Here is an 18,462-nt window from a genome sequence, read left to right as displayed (position 1 = left end):
AAAAATACTACAAAGAAGATGATGCCCGAAAGGGCACCATAAAAAGAAAAATGGTGATTACTATTGTAGTAATCGAAGAACATTCTGTTGTACAGCATTGGCTTGCGACATCGCATAGCTTCCTGACTGAGCAAGAATATTGAATTTAGAGAAGTTTGCAGATTCTGCTGCGAAGTCAACATCACGGATTTGTGATTCAGCCGCTTTAATATTAACTTGAGTAACTGAGATATTATTAACAGTTGAAACCAACGCATTTTGAACCGAACCAAGGTCTGAACGAACTTGATCCAAACGTTGAATCGCTGAGTCAGCAATTTTCATAACTGCCATAGCACCTTTGAGTGTTGTAACACCGGCACCTTTATACGCTGCACTGATATTTTGAACATTAGCATTTGCATTAAAGCCCATAGCACTTGCTACATTTTGGTCAATTTGTCCACCAACACCACGAAGGTTAGTAGTTGCTTCTGCAGAAGAACCAATAGCTGTTTGTAACGCACCGCTAGAGCTAACAATGATATCAGCAGCACCGACACGAGTCAATGTCAAACGACCATAGTTTTCAGTTTGAGCACTTGTCAAACCACCAACAGTATTTAAACCTGTTCCAGAAACTTGGATACCGCGACCATCACGACTTGTAAGGGTTAAATGACCACGACTGTCAACACTTGCTTCTACACCGGTTGTGTCTTTAAAATTATTGATTGCTGCAACCAATACACCGTTTGCATCATTCGCATCTTCGATTTTGATATCGCCAATTTCGATGTTGTTGATTTTCAATCCGGTAATTGTACCTGTAGCAATTGCACTACTTCCAGTTTCAACAACTTGGAAACTTGCTTGAACTCCACCGAGCATATCAGAGTTTTTATTGATTGCTTCAGCCAATACACCCAACCCAGTTCCGGCACTAGTAGAAATTTTAACCGATTCTAATGTATAACTGTTTGTTCCATCTACATTTGTAAATGACATTTGAACCGAACCAGAACCTGTGACTGTCCCTGTTGTTTCGAAACGAGCATTACCGATTTTATCCGAGCTAGTTGCTCCGATCGATATACCAACTGATTGGTTAGAGTAAGCGCCTACTTGGAACTCTTTGTTCGTAAAAGAACCCGAAAGTAAAGATTGACCATTAAACGATGTCGTTTTTGCAATATTATCAAGTGATTCCATCAAACGTTTGATATCTGATTGAAGTGCTTGACGAGATTGTGTCGTTTGACCATCTTGTGCCGCTTGAGTCGCTTTTACTTTGATAGTATCCAAAATTTTAAGTTGCTCATCCATCGCTTTGTCAGCGATTTGGATCATACTGATACCGTCATTCGCGTTTGCAATAGCTTGACCCAAAGTCGAAGCTTGTGAACGAAGAGAATCCGCAATCGACATACCTGAAGCATCATCTGCTGCAGTATTGATACGTAGACCTGAAGAGAGTTTAGACAATGAACTGTCCAAATTACGATTGTTTACATTTGCATTTGTATGCGCATTCATCGCTGCAATGTTTGTGTTAATTCTGAAACCCATGATAAATCCTTTATCGTTAGAGCGCTTTTGGCTCTTTAGTTAGTTGAGCATCCTTGCTTCTACAACTATATCGGGAGATAAACAAAAAACTTTAACGGTTTTGCAACTTTTTTTGTTACACTTTCAAAATTCATCCATTATATATAGGATACGCCCCTTTGAAACTAATTATTGTAGAGTCTCCGGCCAAAGCCAAGACCATTAAAAACTTCCTCTCTAAAGATTATGAGGTTATCGCCTCTAAAGGGCATATCCGAGATCTCCCTAAAAACCGCTTCGGTATTAAAATCGATGATGAAAAAATCATTGCCGAGTATCGCATCAGTGAAGACAGTACCGCTACCGTCAAGCAAATTCAGGAGCTTGCCAAAAAAAGTGATGAAATCTTTATCGCGACCGACGAAGACCGCGAGGGAGAAGCAATCGGGTGGCATATTGCTCACGCTATTGATAAAGACCCTGAATCGTTGCCGAGAATCGTATTTCATGAGATTACGAAAACTGCAATCATTCATGCACTCGAATCTCCGCGCACTATCGATATGGATCGGGTTAATGCTCAGCAAGCACGCCGTTTACTCGATCGCATGGTGGGGTATAAACTCTCTCCTCTTCTAGCCAGCAAAATCCAAAAAGGGCTCTCAGCAGGACGTGTTCAATCCTCAGCCCTCAAAATCGTCGTTGATCGTGAACGTGAAATCCGCGCCTTTATCCCTGAAGAGTACTGGAGTATCGATACCCTTTTCAAAAAAGATATTGAAGCGACGTTGGTGAGTTTTGAAAACGAAAAAATTGAGAAGCTCACGATTAAAACGGGCGATGAAGCAACGCGAATTGTAACGACACTCAAAGGCGAGAGCTTCACAGTCGGTGAGATTGAAACCAAAGAGCGCAAAAGCTCTACCCCTCCGCCGTTTATGACCTCGACCCTCCAACAAACGGCCTCCTCTTCGCTCGGATTCTCTCCGAAGAAAACGATGATGGTCGCCCAAGCATTGTATGAGGGGGTTAAAACTCCTGATGGTACCAGCGGGGTTATCACCTATATGCGTACCGACTCACTAAACCTCGCAGCCGAAGCGGTTGAAGCGGCGCGTGAGCTGATTTTGAACCGTTATGGAAAAGAATATTTACCAAAAGAGCTCAAAGTCTATACGAAAAAATCCAAAGGGGCACAAGAGGCGCATGAAGCGATCCGTCCGACGATGCTCGCCTTTACCCCTGAGATCGCGGCAACCTATCTCAAACCCGATGAGATTAAACTCTACCGACTTATCTATAACCGCTTTATCGCCTGTCAAATGAACGATGCACGTTTTGAGCAACAAAGTATCACCTTTACATCCGCCAAAGCAGAATTCAGAGCGACCGGACGTAAACTCTTGTTTGACGGTTTTTACCGTGTTGTCGGAAGCGATGATAAAGATAAGCTCCTCCCGTCGCTCACAACAGGGGATGCGATCGATATTCAGAGTATCACTCCCGAGCAACACTTTACCGAGCCGCCATCACGCTACTCCGAAGCGAGTTTGATTAAAAAGCTCGAAGCTGAGGGGATCGGTCGTCCATCAACCTATGCACCGACCATCAGTACCTTGCAAGCACGTAACTACATCGAAATCGAGAAACGTGCAATTCAACCGACCGAGATAGCGTTTACCGTAACAGAGATGCTGGAGACTCATTTTAACGAGATTGTCGATGCCAGCTTTACCGCGACGATGGAAGAGACCCTCGATGAGATCAGCGAGAGCGGCAAATCGTGGCACAAAATTTTGCTCGATTTTTATTATCCGTTTTTGGAACAAATCGAAGCGGGTAAAACCAACATCGTCAGCCTAAAAATGGCAAAACCGCTCGGACGCAACTGTCCGCAATGCGGTAGTGAGCTATTGCTCCGTTCAGGGCGTTTCGGTGAGTTTATCGCCTGTAGCGGTTTTCCGAAGTGTAAATACACCGAGCAGACTGAAGAGAACCAAAAAGAGAACCCGACAACTCCGGATGAAGTAAGTGAAGAGGTATGTGACAAATGCGGCAGTGCGATGGTGGTCAAAAACGGCCGTAATGGGAAGTTTTTGGCGTGCAGCGGCTATCCGAAATGTAAAAATACCAAAACACTTAACCAAGAAACCAAGTTTTCTGAAGTTCCGTGTCCTGAATGCGGCGGAAAACTGCTATGGCGTCAATCACGTAGAGGGGCTTTTTGGGGATGTGAACACTATCCGAAATGTAAATTTATCTCTAAATTCGAGCCAAGTGATAAAAAATGTGAAGTCGAAGGGTGTGGAGGTGCATTGGCTCCACGAACCTACCGTAACAAAGAGGTGTATGAGTGTGTCAAATGTAAAGACCGCACACCGCGAGAAGAGGAAAATGCGTGAAAATCGGATTACTTTCCGATACCCATAAAAAAGAGGGGCGATCGCAAAAGGTAATCAACCACCTCAAAGCTCAGGGAGCAGAGTTTCTGATCCATGCCGGAGATATCGTCAAACCTGAGATCCTCGAACAACTCAAAAATAGTGGATTGCGCTATGTTGCCGTCTATGGCAACAATGATGCCGCTTTGATCGAATACCATACCAAATACAATCTCGTCCAAGAGCCCCACTATTTCAAACTCGGCGGGGTGAATTTCAAACTGATGCATTTACCGTTTTACATGAATGCCGATGCCGAAATAATCATTTTCGGCCATACCCACGTATTTGAATGTGATTTTAAAAATCGCACTCTGTTTCTCAATCCGGGAGAAGCGTGTGCCAGAGATAAAGCCCTCTCATCATGTGCAATGTTAGAAATAACCGATACCTATTTTAATGTAACACACTACACGAGAGCCGTTGGAACAGACACGTTTGATGAACACCACTACTCTTTTGAAAGATCCTAATATGTCCAAAAAAATATTTCTCTGCTCTATTTGTAACATCAACAGCGGAACCTGCAACGAAGATTGCAAATTTTGCTCCCAAAGTGTGAAATACAAAGCCGATATAGAGCGCTATAAACAAAAGCCTATGGATCAGATTTTAGAAGAAGCACGCCGCCTTGAAGCACTCGGAGCGCTCGGCTTTTGTCTTGTCACAGCCCAAAAGGGGTTGGATGACAAAACACTCGAGTTTGTCTGCAACGTCGCTTCTACGCTCAAACGTGAAGTACCGCGCCTTCGTCTTATCGCGTGTAACGGTACGGCTACGTTGGATCAGCTCAATGAACTCAAACGCTCCGGAGTGAGTGCCTATAACCACAACCTCGAAACGAGCCGTGAATTTTACAGCCAAGTGTGTACGACTCACCCGTGGGAGGAGCGCTACGAGACGTGTGAAAACGTCAACCGTTCAGGACTAAAACTCATCACCGGAGGGATCTTCGGGATGGGAGAAACCCACGAAGACCGCCTCAGCATGCTCTATTCACTTAAAGAACTGAACCCTGTTTCGGTACCGCTAAACTTTTATCACCATAATCCAGCCTTGCCACTGAGTCCCAATCCTTTATCGATCGATGAATCACTCAACCTCATCACGTTAGCACGGAAAATTTTAGACAAAGCGGATCGGATTATGATTGCGGGAGGACGCGAAATCACCTTTAAAGAACGCCAAAATGAGATTTTTGAAGCAGGTGCGAACAGTATCGTCATCGGAAACTATCTCACTACCGCCGGACGTGAAGCCCATAGTGATTTGATGATGCTAAAAGAGTTAGGATTTGAAATTGCGTCTTCACCTGAGGATAAGTAAGTTATAATAACACCATCAAGCAAGGCGAAAAGGAGATAGTCGGATGTCACAATCGGTATTATTAACCATCGCCAGAGCCTCTATCGAAGAGGTGTTACAAGCCCAAAATTCGATTGATCGTAACGATCTGCTCGAAAACTATCCCATTCTGCGTGAGCCCATAGCAATACAAATAACCCTCTTTTTAGATAACAAAGTTCGCGGCAGTGCCAAAAGTGAAACACCCCAGCGTTCACTTCTCGAAGATATTATCCATAATTCTAAAATTGCCGCGTTTCAAGACGAAAGTTTCGATCCCCTCGTTACCTCTGAATATCTCCATACGACAATCAAACTCACGCTATTTACCGCCGATGGGGAATTAAGCCATCAAAGCGAAGCGATATTAAAAGCCTAATCTATAACGATTGTATATAGTTGGCAATGGCGAAACCGTGGTTAAGTCCCAATGCGATCGAACCGCCTGATTCTTGGGTAATATCTCCCGCCACAAAAAGTCCGGCTACATTGGTCTGATAGTTCTCATCATGAACAGGCTTTCCATCCTCTTCACGTATACCGCTACTTTGCAAGAATCCGCTCGGGGTTGTCCCGCCGATGGCATATACAAGCCGATCAAACAGCTCTGTAGTACCATCACTGAAAATCACTTTTACTTTTCCGCTCTCACTCTCCAACTCGGTAATTTCTGTATTGAGCAGTGGTCGAACCGCACCCTCAGCCACTGCTTTTTCAATATCGGCCTGATTGGTCGGATTAGCACGGCGAAACGTTCCGCGTCGGTAACAGATAGAGACTTCATTTCGATCGCACAGTTCAACCGCATACTCAATCGCCGAATCTCCCCCTCCGACAACCATCACTTTTTCTCCCTGAGAACATCCATCCAACGTAAAATGGATCTGACTTTTAATCGAAGGTGGGATTTTATAATCGGGTTTATTCGGTTTGCCCATCCGACCGATTGTCACCACAACATACGATGCCTTAATGCTACCTCCGCCGATAAAAACCTCAAATCCCCCCTCTATTTTCACAATTTTTTGTACTTCGGTATGAGTTTTAAGTTCTAGTACCTCATTATCGAGTAATTGATCAAAAAAGTCTAATGTCGACTCTTTGGTTCCATCCATAAAATAGATAGTACCGTCTAATTCAACTTTTTGCCCTTTCCAATCTTTATCCACACGTTTATTATCTTTGTAAAACTTTCGGATTGTCGCATTATGATTTTCATCTTTTTCAAGAAGTATGATATCACGCATCCCTAGCACATAACTCTCAATCGCCGTCGCTATCCCCGCAGGACCTGCACCGATAATCGCTACCTGATACCTATGCTCCATCTCAACTCCTCTATCACTACTTTAAAGTGATGTACTCTATCATAAAGAGGGATAAAATCCAATTTATGTTATCATCTACAGATGTACTATGTAATTCAACGTCACCATGGTGATCAAAAAAAACACTATTTGGCTTACACCGTCCCCCGCTGTATCAGTTCTGAAAATTCCCAGAATGTTATTTTTGAATTCCGTCATGAGGGAGTCGTGAAACGAAAATGGGCTTCTAAAGAAGAAATTATTCTACTGACCGATAATGAAGCTCTCTTTAAAGAGACTTTAGAAAAACTTGAAGCACTTAAACACTCTCATTTAGAAAAAATAGATGCCGCTCAAACACAATTAAATCACGAAATTTCTTCTTTATTAAACGCGATGCAATCAGAATTTGAAACCATTAAAAATAACACTTAACTTTATATAGAAAACATTCCACTCACAATTGTATGTTATAATTTCACTTATATCCCGGTCTTAAGGAGACTTCGACGATGAAAAAATTAGTATTTTCAGCAATTCTTGCTGCAACTTTACTCGGTGCGAGTGATTTTAATTATGAAATTAGCCCTGTTGCTGGTTACCTCTGGAATTCAACTTCTTCAGATGAAAAAAACCAAGCAAATGGTGGGCCAATGGGCGGCGTAGAAAATCATGCAGTATATGGTTTTGAAATGCAAATGAATAACGTTTGTGATTTTATCAAACCTGAGTGGATGCTTCTATACGGACGTGATCGCGTTACAGGTGCTGATGAAAAAACAGGTGTATTGACATCTATGCTCAATGGTGTCTATGAACTCGATACAAATACTGCAATTACCCCGTTTGCAAAAGCAGGTTTGGGTTATGAGTGGTATACCAATACCCATCGCCAAAGCTTCGATGGTCTTGTTGCAGATGCTGGACTTGGAATGAAAGCGGATATTACAAAACATATCGCTCTCAAACTTGAAGGTTTGTATATGTACAAAATGAACAACAACGGTGTTAATGGAAGCAACGGTGAAGTTCATAACGTTGCGGCACTTGCCGGTTTGACATTTAGCTTTGATGAAAATGCAGCTCCTGTAGTTGCAGCAGTAGCAGCTCCTGTAGTTGCAGCCGTTGTTGCTCCTGAACCAAAACCGGCTCCAAAACCGGTAGTAGTTCCAGCTCCGGCTCCAAAACCAGTAGTAGTTGCTGCCCCAATCGACAGTGATAAAGACGGTGTATTTGATCCTCAAGACAAATGCCCTGCTACTCCGGCTGGATTCAAAGTGGATGCTGATGGTTGCCCTCTTAAAGCAACATTACACTTGAACTTCGCAACGGATTCAAATAAAGTAGATGCTGAAGGTATTGCTAAAGTAGCTGCATTCTCTAGCTTCTTGAAAGATAGCACTGCTTACAAAGCGAGTATCGTAGGTCATACTGATAGTACTGCATCAGACAAATACAACCAAAAACTCTCTGAAAAACGTGCTGAAATGGTTAAAGATATGCTCGTTAACAACGGTGTTGCGGCTGAACGTTTAACAACAGCAGGTAAAGGTGAATCTCAACCGGTTGCTTCTAACAAAACAAAAGCTGGCCGTGCTGAAAACCGCCGTATCGAAGTAGAACTTTCTCACTAAGTTCTACCCCTCTTCCCGCTCACGCGGGAAAGCTTCTTTCCTATCCTTTTACCTTATCTCGAAACGTCTTCATAAACTTCTCTACTTTTGGTGCAATAACCGCATAACAATACCCTTGTGTCGGATGCTCAGTATAATAATCTTGATGATATGCTTCAGCCTCATAAAACTCAGGAGCTGGTGAGAGCTCTGTTACAATCGGAGCATCCCACCCTTTTTGAGCCTCAGAGATGGATTGTAATGCTTTTTCTTTTTGAACTTCATCATAATAATAGATAACTGAACGGTATTGCGTGCCGCGATCAGCACCTTGAACATTTAAAGTTGTCGGATTATGGATGACCCAAAAGATATCCAAAATCTCTTCATAACTAATGATAGAGGGATCATAGGTGATTTCTACTACTTCTGCATGTCCGGTTGCACCGCTGCATACTTGCTCATAAGAGGGATTTTTGCGCGCTCCCCCCGTATAACCGCTAAGGGCACTTTGTACTCCAAGCACACGAGTATAAACCGCCTCAATACACCAAAAACATCCGCCCCCTAAAAGCGCCTTTTCCATTCCTCTATCCTTTTGTATCATAGTGTGCGATTATCCGTTTTCAGGGCTGTTAGGTACTTGAAGAATATCTATTGAGTTGATGACTTAAGTTGGCTGTTTTTTAATCAAATATTTGAATATTTTATATCTTAATAGGTTTATAATGTCACTGTTTCGTCAGAACACGTTATCGTACGGTAATCAAATACCGGTACGATAACGTACTATTTTACAAAGGAGAACCCAATGGAAAAAATGACACCGTTAGAAAAAATGTTGGTCAAAAAATTACGCAAATCTAAACGCGCCAGCTGGATGGTTGACTAAATAACACTTTGCCTCTGTGGCAATCTGCTTCATCTATCATTTCTACTCATATACTTTTACCTAACAACGTTATAATTCTCTTTATACTCATTTATTATTCTTTTACCCTTGGTTAACATCCCTCGGTCATACTGTCAGACGTCTACCTCAATGACGAGGTAATAACCTTAAAGGAGTAATCTATGATGCGTTTACTTGTCTTATCAACTTTAAGTTGTGCCTATCTAGCGGCATCCACATCAACCCCTATTACAATGTCGTCAGATCTAAACCTGACAGAGAATCAGGTCAAACAACTACAGCGGATAGATGCAACACTAGAGCAGGTAAAACGGCACACTTATGCTAAACAAATCGAAGTGCTTAATCCGTACCAACGGAAACTCTTTTGCGCACGCCAAAAGAGTCTTTGTAATACCAACTAAGAAAGGTAACGATGCTTCAAGCCCTGATGGTCGAAGATGACCCCGATATCACAACATTGTTGGTGAATTATCTCAAAAATTATGGGATAGCACTTAATGCCGTATCAACCCCCTCTGCCGGTCTTAATTTATTAGAGACCGACCATTTTGATCTAATCATTTTGGATTTAACACTCCCACAGATGGATGGGTTAGCACTGTGCAAAATGATCCGCCAAAAAACTGATATCCCTATTCTGATCTCCAGTGCCAGAAGTGATATCAACGACAAAGTAATCGGACTGGAATACGGAGCAGATGATTACCTCCCAAAACCGTATGAGCCTCGTGAATTAATCGCACGTATTAAAAGCGTTCTACGCCGCTATCGACCTACCCTAGAGAAAAAAAATAAGCCCTTTATGCTCAATGAAAATGAGCAGACAATCTTTTTTAACGGCGCACAGCTCTCTTTGACGCGTGCTGAATATGAGCTGTTATCCCTTTTTATCCTCCACCCGAACCAAACACTCAGCCGTGATTTTCTCTCCAACAACTCCGAAGCTATTTCTTGGGAAAGTTCGGTTCGAACCATCGATGTTATCATTAGTCGCTTACGTCAAAAAATTGAAAAAGACCCAAAAAGTCCCCGCTTTATCCACTCTATTCGCGGAAGCGGTTATCGGTTTTCAGGCTAAGTAATGCGCCATAGTATCTTTCTTCGTATTACCCTGTTTTTTCTCTTTACCTTAAGTGTCATGGGATTTGGATTTTATTTTTTACACCAAAAACTAGCCCAAGAGCATACAAAACAACTGGAACTCGAAGCAGGGAAACTACTCCTCGTATTACGTAAAAGTATCGTTCTGGATCAAAACGAACGGCGTTCGTTTTTACAAGAACAAGGTTACAGTGTTGCTGAACCGCACCCTGATCTCATTAACACCCTGAGCAATGGCCTTCCCTACATCCCTGAAAACTATCCTGAAGCGATTAAAGACTCCCTCAAAGAGGGACGAATACAGATTTTAAAAGATGAAAATCATCTCTATATTTACCTCACTAAAGCGACTCCTCCGCTATTGGTAATCAAAACTGATGCCGCAAAACAATCCTTTTGGCCAGCAGCCGTATTTGTCATCCTAATATTAACGCTCTTGCTTTTGTACTGGCTGATTATCCGAACCCTTTTCCCCCTTAAAACCTTGATCCATTCGATCAACCATTATGCAAATTCAGGGTTTTATGCCCCTATAAAAAGTGGTAAAAAAGATGAGATTTCTCTGGTTTCTCGTGCGCTTGATAGTGCAATGCATAAAAATCAAACGCTTCTCGAAGCGCGCAGACTTTTTTTACGTAATATCATGCATGAGTTAAAGACTCCGATTACCGTCGGTAAATTAGCACTCCCTTTCCTCAAAAACGGTGAAGAAAAATCGATTTTAGAGCGGGCATTTTCACGAATGGAACACTTAATAGCGGAGCTGGTTAAAGTAGAGCAAATCACCTCTGGAGCACTGTCACCTCATCTTCAAGAGTGTGATCCGAAACATCTTATCGAAAAAGCTAAAACATTGCTTTTTCTAAACAATGAGACTATCAATCTGCAGTTAAGTGGAACATCCATATATGCAGATTGTGAAGTACTCGTCACGGTCTTTAAAAATCTTATCGATAACGGGATCAAATACAGTTCAGATGGCAAAGTCTCTATCGTTCAAAACGGTACCACTATTCTCTTTTCTAACAAAGCTGAACCATGGCCCTCAGGGTGTACATTGCAAACCCTAAGTGAACCGTTTTTTCATCACCATGAAAATTCACAAAGTTTCGGGCTAGGACTCTATATTATCAAATCCATATTAGATGCCCATAATTTTACCCTCAATTATCGTTATTCCCATGGGGAGCATTGCTTTGAGGTAATATGCCTCAACCCTCTTTTATCACTCGATTAAGACGGATTTCAAAACAAGCCCCTTTAGAGGTATTGTGTACACTGAGTTTTCCTAAAAAGTGTTTTTCAACAATCATTTTCGCCATATACAACCCGATCCCTGTCCCTTGGGACTCAAATTTGGTTGTAAAGTACGGATCGAAAATTTTATCAATAATATCAGGGGATATGCCCCCTCCCGTATCTTCAATAGCTATTGTACAATATTGCTCATCCTCAACACAACGGATGAGGATTACCCGCTCACGTCCCCGATGCTGTTCTATCGCTTCACGTGCATTATTTACAAGATTAATAACAACCTGTTTTAGCTCATTTGGATAGACTAAAACTTCGATCGTCATATCAATATCGCGCTCAATAATAATTTTTTTACGCATTAACAAAGGACCTAAAAGAGCTTCAACATCATTAACCAACGTATTAATATTTACTAAGATTTGATCTTTATCTTGTTTGAAAAAATTGCGGAAATCATCAATCGTCTGCGACATGTATTCGATCTGCGCTTCAGCGATCTCGATCACTTTTGAAGATTCGCTATTCCCCCCTATCGCGCAACTCAAATTCAAACGTGTCATCGAGAGCCCTAAAATATTAAGCGGCTGTCGCCACTGGTGCGCAATCGATTCGAGCATAGAACCAATCTCGGCCATTTTAGCTTGCTGCATCAGCAATTTTTCCTGTTTTCGGTTTTTTTCAACCGCTTTTTCAATCTCATCTTGAAGCCGTTGATTAAAGGTTTGAAGCTCTGTTGTTCGCTGACGTACTAATACGTCAAGACGACGATTCTTATAGGCAATTAAAATAAATAATATCCCCATAAAACCAACTATACCCCAGACTAAGCGATAATTTACTGGTTCATTACGCTCCATAACAAGCCAACGTCCGTGAATCTCTTCATATTCTGATGGGGTGATAGAAGCGAGAACTTTATCCGAGATAGAAGCTAACATCCCCCAATCATTGCGGAAAGCAAAGGCGAGTTCATATCGGTACGACGTTTCCCCGACGACCTTAAGTCGTTTTAGATTATGGCGTTCGATAAGATGACTAACAACTCCTAGCCCTTCGATACAGGCATACGCCTCGCCCGAAGTAACTTTTTGAAGTGCTTCAAGAGAGGTATCGGCAACGACGGGGATAATTTTTGGATAATAGGTGCGTAGATACTCTTCCGTGGCATAGGAACGGACAACCGAAACTTTTTTTCCACTCAAATCGTTCAAATCATTCACATATCCTACATCCGAATCGGCAACAATGACAACTGATTGTTTGAGATAGGGACGGCTAAAAAGGAGACTTTCACGACGTTTATCTGTGATCGCCGCACACGAGAGCATATCGATCTCTTTATTTTGAACAGAACGGAGAGAATCACTCCATTGGCTTCGACTGTAATCAATCTCAAAATGTACGCCCAACCGCTTTTCGAGAAGTTTCAAGTACGATGCGCTGACTCCTGCGTGTCTCCCTTTTTCATCCACCGATTCTATCGGAGGCCAGTTTTGATCAATTCCGACTCGAATGACCGGATGATCACGTAGCCATTGCTTCTCTTTTTCACTCAGTTGTAATGCGCTGTGTTTGTAACGTAAAGGCTCAAATGAAGGAATAGATTGGACTACCCCCATCAGTCGATATCCCTGTGCTATCATCTCTAGCCGTACCGGATCAATACTACCAAAAGCGATATTTGGTCGAAAAGCCAACTCTTTAAGTGCTCGTCCCTCAAAAATGAGGGCATCGAGTGATTTATGCTGTGGATTGTAATCACGATAAATCAACGCTGCCGTCTCTTCAATATGATCAAAGGCCCACAGCCACCCTTTTATCGATGCATCGTAAAAGGCTTCGGCCCTTTGTGGGTTTTTAATGGTCTCATTGGTCGTTGTAAATAAAATATCGCTGTAAAAATCAAATCCATACTCTTTGGGATGAATAGCATGTGTTTCAACCCCTGCTTTTTGGAGAATATAGGGTTCATTTGAGAGATAAGAGACCATTGCATCGGTTTCTCCTCTAGCCAATGACATCGGATCATACGAGTGTTCTTGTAGATCCAAATCACTGAATTGCAATCCGACACTTCGAAGCATCGCCTGCATCTCAGCCCCCTCGATCGTATCAGCAGTTAGCATTATCCGTTTGTTTTTTAAATCTTTGGCACTACGGATATTGGCATCTTTTCGACTTAGGAGCATCATCGGAGAAGATTGAAATACGGCTGCCATGAGAACAAGAGGGGCACCTTTGATATAATCCACTATCAGCGAAGAACGCCCGACACCGTATTGAGCTTTGCCCGCCATTACGGCATCAAAAGCGTCTTGTTTGTTATGTGCATCTAGGATGGTGACATCCAATCCTGCATTAGCGTAATATCCCTTTTCTTTGGCTATGTAATAGCCTGCAAACTGGAACTGATGGAGCCATGGCAGCTGCAATGTTACCGACTCTTTCGCCCATACGATCGACACTAAAAAGAGAGATAAAAAAAGTATCTTTTTCATAAGTTAGAGTGTATCCAAAGAATTATATTTTCATACTTAGAACTGCTTATGCTCCTTTGGGGTAAAATAAAGAACTAATTTTTACACAAAGAGCATTTATGTCGGTCAAACAAACACTTCTTGAAACCATCTCCCGCCGCCCCCTCATCATCGACGGTGCTATGGGGACTCAGCTTCAGGAACGTGCCGACAAGATACCCGAGTCTGCTTGGGAAGGACTAGAGGGGTGTAATGAACTCCTCAACGTCACCGCTCCTGAAGTTATGAGCGATATTTTTCACGCCTACCTCACGGCAGGAGCCGATCTTATCACCACCAATACCTTCGGTTCTTTTAACTGGGTTTTGGATGAATACGGGATCGGACATCGCTCGTACGAGCTCTCCCGTGCAGGTGCGGCGGTATGTAAAACGGAGTGTGACAAATTCTCCACACCCGAACATCCCCGATTTGTCCTCGGTTCTATCGGGCCGGGAACCAAACTCCCCTCTCTAGGGCACATTCACTACGATGAAATGTTTACGGGATATTTGGAGTGTTGTTTGGGTCTTATCGACGGCGGATGCGATATCTTCCTCTTAGAAACATGCCAAGACCCGCTCCAGATCAAAGCGGCACTCCACGCCTGCGAAGCGGCAAACCGTGAGCGAGGAACTGAGCTTCCTATTATGGTCTCTGTTACCATCGAGCTTGCGGGAAGTATGCTCATCGGAACCGATGCACAAACGATTGCTACCATCTTAGAACCCTTCGACATCATCAGCCTCGGTTTCAACTGCGGAACGGGACCGGAGCAATACGGTAAACACGTACGTACCCTCTCTGAAGTGTGGGCTAAACCGATCTCCGTCCACGCCAATGCGGGACTACCACAAAATCGCGGCGGTTACTCGTACTATCCGATGGGGCCTGATGAGTTTGCACAACTCCAATGTGACTTTTTAAACTATGACGGTGTCAGTTTTCTCGGCGGATGCTGCGGAACAACCCCTCAGCATATCCGTGCATTAGTTGATAAAGTCTCTTCTATCGCCCCTAAAAAACCTTCCGGGAATATGCCGGCTTCTGTTGCATCGCTCTTTAATAGCGTCGAGCTGATTCAAACACCCTCTCCCCTTTTGATCGGGGAACGCTCTAACTCTACAGGGTCTAAAGCGTTTCGAGAGCTCATCATCGCGAGTGATTACGAGGGAACCCTCAGCGTCGGACAAGCCCAAGTGCGTGACGGTGCCCATTGTCTCGATGTCAACGTCGAGTTTGCGGGGCGTGATGGTGCGATCGATATGGCGCACGTTATGAGACTCTATAACCAAAAAATCCCCCTTCCGCTGATGCCTGATGCGACGCGGGTCAACACGATGGAAGAGGCACTCAAATGTATCGGCGGAAAACCGATCATCAATTCGGTCAACCTCGAAGACGGGGAAGAGCGGCTCGATGCGATCTGTTCTCTCGCCAAAAAATTCGGAACGGCACTCGTATGTCTCGTCATCGATGAAAAAGGGATGGCAAAAACCACGGCGGATAAAATGCGGATCGCGGATCGTATCTACGATCTGTGTGTCAACCGCCACGGCATCGACCCACGCAATCTTATGTTCGACATGCTCACTTTTACGGTAGGAAGCGGTGATGTGGAATACCGTGACGCGGCTATCCAAACACTCGAAGCCATCCGTCAACTTCACGCCAAGTATCCGAACGTCGGCTCGACATTGGGGCTTTCAAACATCTCGTTTGGTCTGAGCATGAATGCCCGTGTCTTTTTGAACAGCGTCTTTTTACACCACTGTCTCGAAGCGGGAATGACCAGTGTCATCATCAACGTCAAACACATCGTACCGCTTGCAAAAATGTCCGAAGAGGATCGTAGCATCTGTGAAGAGCTATTGTTCCATCCCGATGATCAGTCCCTCTTTAAATTTATCGGCCATTTCAGTGACAAAACTATTGATAACGGCAAAAACGACGAAGCCTATGAGGCGATGAGTGATGAGGAAAAAATTGCCCAACTTCTCCTCGACGGAGATAAAGAGCGGATGATCCCGTTGGTCGAAAAAGCGCGTCACACCATCAACCCTGACACTATCGTTAATGAAATTCTTATCGATGCGATGAAAATCGTCGGTGAGCTTTTCGGATCGGGGAAAATGCAGTTGCCGTTTGTATTGCAGAGTGCCGAGACGATGAAAACGACCGTCGATTATCTCAACCCCTACCTCTCCAAACAGGAAAAAGATACTGATACCACCCTCGTGATCGGCACCGTCAAAGGGGACGTTCACGACGTAGGGAAAAATCTTGTCGATATTATCCTCTCCAACAACGGGTTCAAGGTGATCAATATCGGGATCAAAACGGAGCTCGAAGAGTATCTCGATGTTATGAAAGAGAACGATATCCACGCCATCGGTATGTCGGGATTACTCGTCAAATCGACCCAAGTGATGAAAGACAATCTTGAAATCATGGCTTCCAAAGGGATTACGACACCTGTTTTACTTGGCGGTGCAGCACTCACTCGCAGTTTTGTGGACGATTTTTGCCGACCGATCTATAACGGAGCAATCTTTTATTGCCGCGACGCGTTTGATGGGGTCATCGCGATGAGCCGCATCGAGAAATACAACGCCGATCCGAGCGTAGGGCTTGATACCCGTTTAGGCGGTGATATGGTTGAACGTGCCGCCAAAGAGGTGATCGACGTTGTTATCCCTCCCTATCATGAGCTAAAAATGCCGAGTGCAGTAAGAATCCCTACTCCACCGTTTTGGGGACGACGAGTATTGCGTAAAGAGCAGCTCGATTTTGATATGGTATGCGGTTGGATTAACAAACGTAGCCTCTTTAAAATGCACTGGGGATACAAACGTGCCGGCATGCCGGTTGAAGAGTATAAAAAACTTCTTGATACTAAAGTGTACCCCGCCTATGAACGTATTAAATCGGAGATTATCAAGAGGGGATTATTTGATCCTACCGTGATTTATGGATACTATCCCGTCCGAAGCAGTGACCATGAGCTCCTAATTTTTGATGAGAGCTGCGGATGGAATATCGATGCAAACGCTAACCGCCAAAACCTCGAAGAGGTGATCGGAAATGCCAAATATGTATTCGAATTTCCGCGCCAACGTAAAGCACCGCACCGTGCATTGAGCGACTTCTTCACCCACACCCGCGATGATGTGTTGCCGCTAACGTGTGTTAGCGTCGGGGACAAATTTAGCGAGTACGAAAAAGAACTTTACGCCTCTAACCAATATCTAGAATACAATCTGGTACACGGATTCGGCGTGGAGCTTGCCGAAGCGTTAGCCGAAGTGGCGCACAAACAGATCCGTTTGGATCTAGGTATCGCACACGATGATGAGGGGTTCAGCTTGCGAGACGTTCGCCTCAACCGCTATGCGGGAGCACGCTACAGTTTCGGGTACCCTGCGTGTCCTGATCTGGAGCAAAGTCGTATCATTTTTGATCTATTACGTCCCGAAGAGTTTGGTATTACCCTCTCTGAAACGTTCCAAATTCACCCTGAGCAAAGCACGACGGCACTCGTTGTCCATCATAAAGAAGCAACCTACTACAACATTTAAAAATGAAAAACACGAGTTCATGGGGGCTCCAAGCCCCCTTAAAATCTCCATTTTCATTTATGCTATAATTTTTCAAATGATTAATCAACAACATCTTTTAGAACAAACAAAACGCTTGTCCCTTCTTTTTGCAGAAGACAGTGACCCTTTACGTATTCGTATGGTTGCGGTATTTGAAGAATACTTTTATCGTGTAGATAGTGCGATAGACGGTCGCGATGCTCTTGAGAAGTATAATGAGTATTTCCATACCAAACAAAAGCATTACGATCTCGTCATCTCAGACATTCAAATGCCAAGAATGGATGGAGTAGAACTCACTGCCGAATTACGATCAATCAGAGAAGATCAACCGATCATCATCCTCTCAGCCCATACGGAAACGGACTATCTTCTCCAACTTATAAACATCGGAGTGTCTCAATTCATCACCAAACCGGTGCAATATCCTGAAATGTTTGATACTTTGCATAAAGTATGTTCCAAAATCAATACTTCCCCTGTTATTTCGACAAAACCACTCCACATTGTCCATCTTTCGGATGAGTTCTTTTGGGATAATGAGAAAAAAATATTTTTTCAAGGTGATGAGATAATCACCCTAACCAAATATGAAATTTTATTAATGGAAATTTTGGTTAAAAAGTTTGAACAAGTATGCACTACCGATGAGATACTCTATCATTTTTATCACAACAACATTGATTTGAATTCCGATAATCTTCGCGGTATGATGATGCGGTTGCGAAAAAAGCTTCCAGAGAAAGCGCTTACGAGTATTTATGGGATGGGGTATCGGTTATCATCGATACATTAAGAGCGATTTTTCCAGACTTTTTCAATCCACTCCCCCATCTTCGCT

General features: G+C 43.4%; 15 protein-coding genes. 11 read left to right on the top strand and 4 right to left on the bottom strand.

Features of this window, described 5'->3' with window-relative positions; all coding sequences use genetic code 11:
- Positions 1-60: 60 nt before the first annotated feature.
- A complete protein-coding gene (locus PHR02_RS02860) occupies positions 61-1,548 on the bottom strand; it encodes a flagellin B (protein WP_299988648.1) in 1,488 nt (495 codons plus the stop codon).
- 158 nt (positions 1,549-1,706) lie between these two features.
- On the opposite strand from PHR02_RS02860, the gene topA reads away from it, so the two are divergent.
- Genes topA through PHR02_RS02840 form a run of 4 tightly spaced genes read left to right on the top strand, consistent with a single transcriptional unit; the run spans position 1,707 to position 5,691 of the window.
- On the top strand, positions 1,707-3,929 hold the full coding sequence (gene topA / locus PHR02_RS02855; RefSeq protein WP_299988645.1) for a type I DNA topoisomerase: 2,223 nt from the start codon (positions 1,707-1,709) through the stop codon (positions 3,927-3,929).
- The gene (locus PHR02_RS02850; RefSeq protein WP_299988642.1) at positions 3,926-4,441 is read left to right on the top strand and encodes a YfcE family phosphodiesterase; all 516 of its coding nucleotides are present in this window, start codon (positions 3,926-3,928) and stop codon (positions 4,439-4,441) included. The genes topA and PHR02_RS02850 overlap by 4 nt, the downstream gene beginning before the upstream one ends.
- A 1-nt stretch (position 4,442) precedes the next feature.
- Positions 4,443-5,294: a biotin synthase gene (locus PHR02_RS02845; RefSeq protein WP_299988640.1), complete on the top strand. Its 852-nt coding sequence runs from the start codon at positions 4,443-4,445 to the stop codon at positions 5,292-5,294.
- A gap of 43 nt (positions 5,295-5,337) precedes the next feature.
- Complete coding sequence (locus PHR02_RS02840) at positions 5,338-5,691, top strand: AMMECR1 domain-containing protein (RefSeq protein WP_299988636.1); 354 nt, start codon at positions 5,338-5,340, stop codon at positions 5,689-5,691.
- Between the two features lies 1 nt (position 5,692).
- Here the strand turns inward: PHR02_RS02840 and PHR02_RS02835 are convergent, their stop codons facing one another.
- Entirely contained in the window at positions 5,693-6,640 is a 948-nt protein-coding gene (locus PHR02_RS02835) for an NAD(P)-binding domain-containing protein (RefSeq protein WP_299988633.1), read from the bottom strand.
- An 81-nt stretch (positions 6,641-6,721) separates the two neighbouring features.
- On the opposite strand from PHR02_RS02835, the gene PHR02_RS02830 reads away from it, so the two are divergent.
- Together PHR02_RS02830 and PHR02_RS02825 are read left to right on the top strand one after the other, a co-directional pair.
- Positions 6,722-7,054: a hypothetical protein gene (locus PHR02_RS02830; RefSeq protein WP_299988630.1), complete on the top strand. Its 333-nt coding sequence runs from the start codon at positions 6,722-6,724 to the stop codon at positions 7,052-7,054.
- Positions 7,055-7,131: 77 nt separating this feature from the next.
- Positions 7,132-8,253 (top strand): OmpA family protein, encoded by a 1,122-nt coding sequence (locus tag PHR02_RS02825; RefSeq protein ID WP_299988628.1) that lies wholly within the window; start codon positions 7,132-7,134, stop codon positions 8,251-8,253.
- A gap of 40 nt (positions 8,254-8,293) precedes the next feature.
- Here PHR02_RS02825 and msrA read toward each other — a convergent pair whose 3' ends face one another.
- Positions 8,294-8,818 (bottom strand): peptide-methionine (S)-S-oxide reductase MsrA, encoded by a 525-nt coding sequence (msrA, locus tag PHR02_RS02820; RefSeq protein ID WP_299988626.1) that lies wholly within the window; start codon positions 8,816-8,818, stop codon positions 8,294-8,296.
- 488 nt (positions 8,819-9,306) lie between these two features.
- On the opposite strand from msrA, the gene PHR02_RS02815 reads away from it, so the two are divergent.
- The 3 genes from PHR02_RS02815 to PHR02_RS02805 are packed head-to-tail and all read left to right on the top strand — an operon-like array spanning position 9,307 to position 11,486.
- Positions 9,307-9,549: a hypothetical protein gene (locus PHR02_RS02815; RefSeq protein ID WP_299988623.1), complete on the top strand. Its 243-nt coding sequence runs from the start codon at positions 9,307-9,309 to the stop codon at positions 9,547-9,549.
- Between the two features lie 11 nt (positions 9,550-9,560).
- Positions 9,561-10,226: a response regulator transcription factor gene (locus tag PHR02_RS02810; protein WP_299988620.1), complete on the top strand. Its 666-nt coding sequence runs from the start codon at positions 9,561-9,563 to the stop codon at positions 10,224-10,226.
- A gap of 3 nt (positions 10,227-10,229) precedes the next feature.
- Positions 10,230-11,486, top strand: coding sequence for an ArsS family sensor histidine kinase (locus PHR02_RS02805; protein ID WP_299988616.1), 1,257 nt, complete (start codon positions 10,230-10,232; stop codon positions 11,484-11,486).
- On the opposite strand, the gene PHR02_RS02800 is transcribed toward PHR02_RS02805, so the two are convergent.
- A complete protein-coding gene (locus PHR02_RS02800; protein ID WP_299988613.1) occupies positions 11,461-14,004 on the bottom strand; it encodes an ABC transporter substrate-binding protein in 2,544 nt (847 codons plus the stop codon). The genes PHR02_RS02805 and PHR02_RS02800 overlap by 26 nt on opposite strands.
- A gap of 98 nt (positions 14,005-14,102) precedes the next feature.
- Between PHR02_RS02800 and metH the strand changes: the two genes are divergently transcribed.
- Both metH and PHR02_RS02790 read left to right on the top strand, forming a co-directional pair.
- Positions 14,103-17,600: a methionine synthase gene (gene metH, locus PHR02_RS02795; RefSeq protein WP_299988610.1), complete on the top strand. Its 3,498-nt coding sequence runs from the start codon at positions 14,103-14,105 to the stop codon at positions 17,598-17,600.
- Between the two features lie 76 nt (positions 17,601-17,676).
- Complete coding sequence (locus PHR02_RS02790; RefSeq protein WP_299988607.1) at positions 17,677-18,417, top strand: response regulator transcription factor; 741 nt, start codon at positions 17,677-17,679, stop codon at positions 18,415-18,417.
- Positions 18,418-18,462: the final 45 nt, after the last annotated feature.

Origin of the sequence: Sulfuricurvum sp., assembly GCF_028688295.1 — a bacterium.
Classification (GTDB): Bacteria; Campylobacterota; Campylobacteria; order Campylobacterales; family Sulfurimonadaceae; genus Sulfuricurvum.
This window is presented reverse-complemented; position numbering and strand designations above follow the sequence as displayed.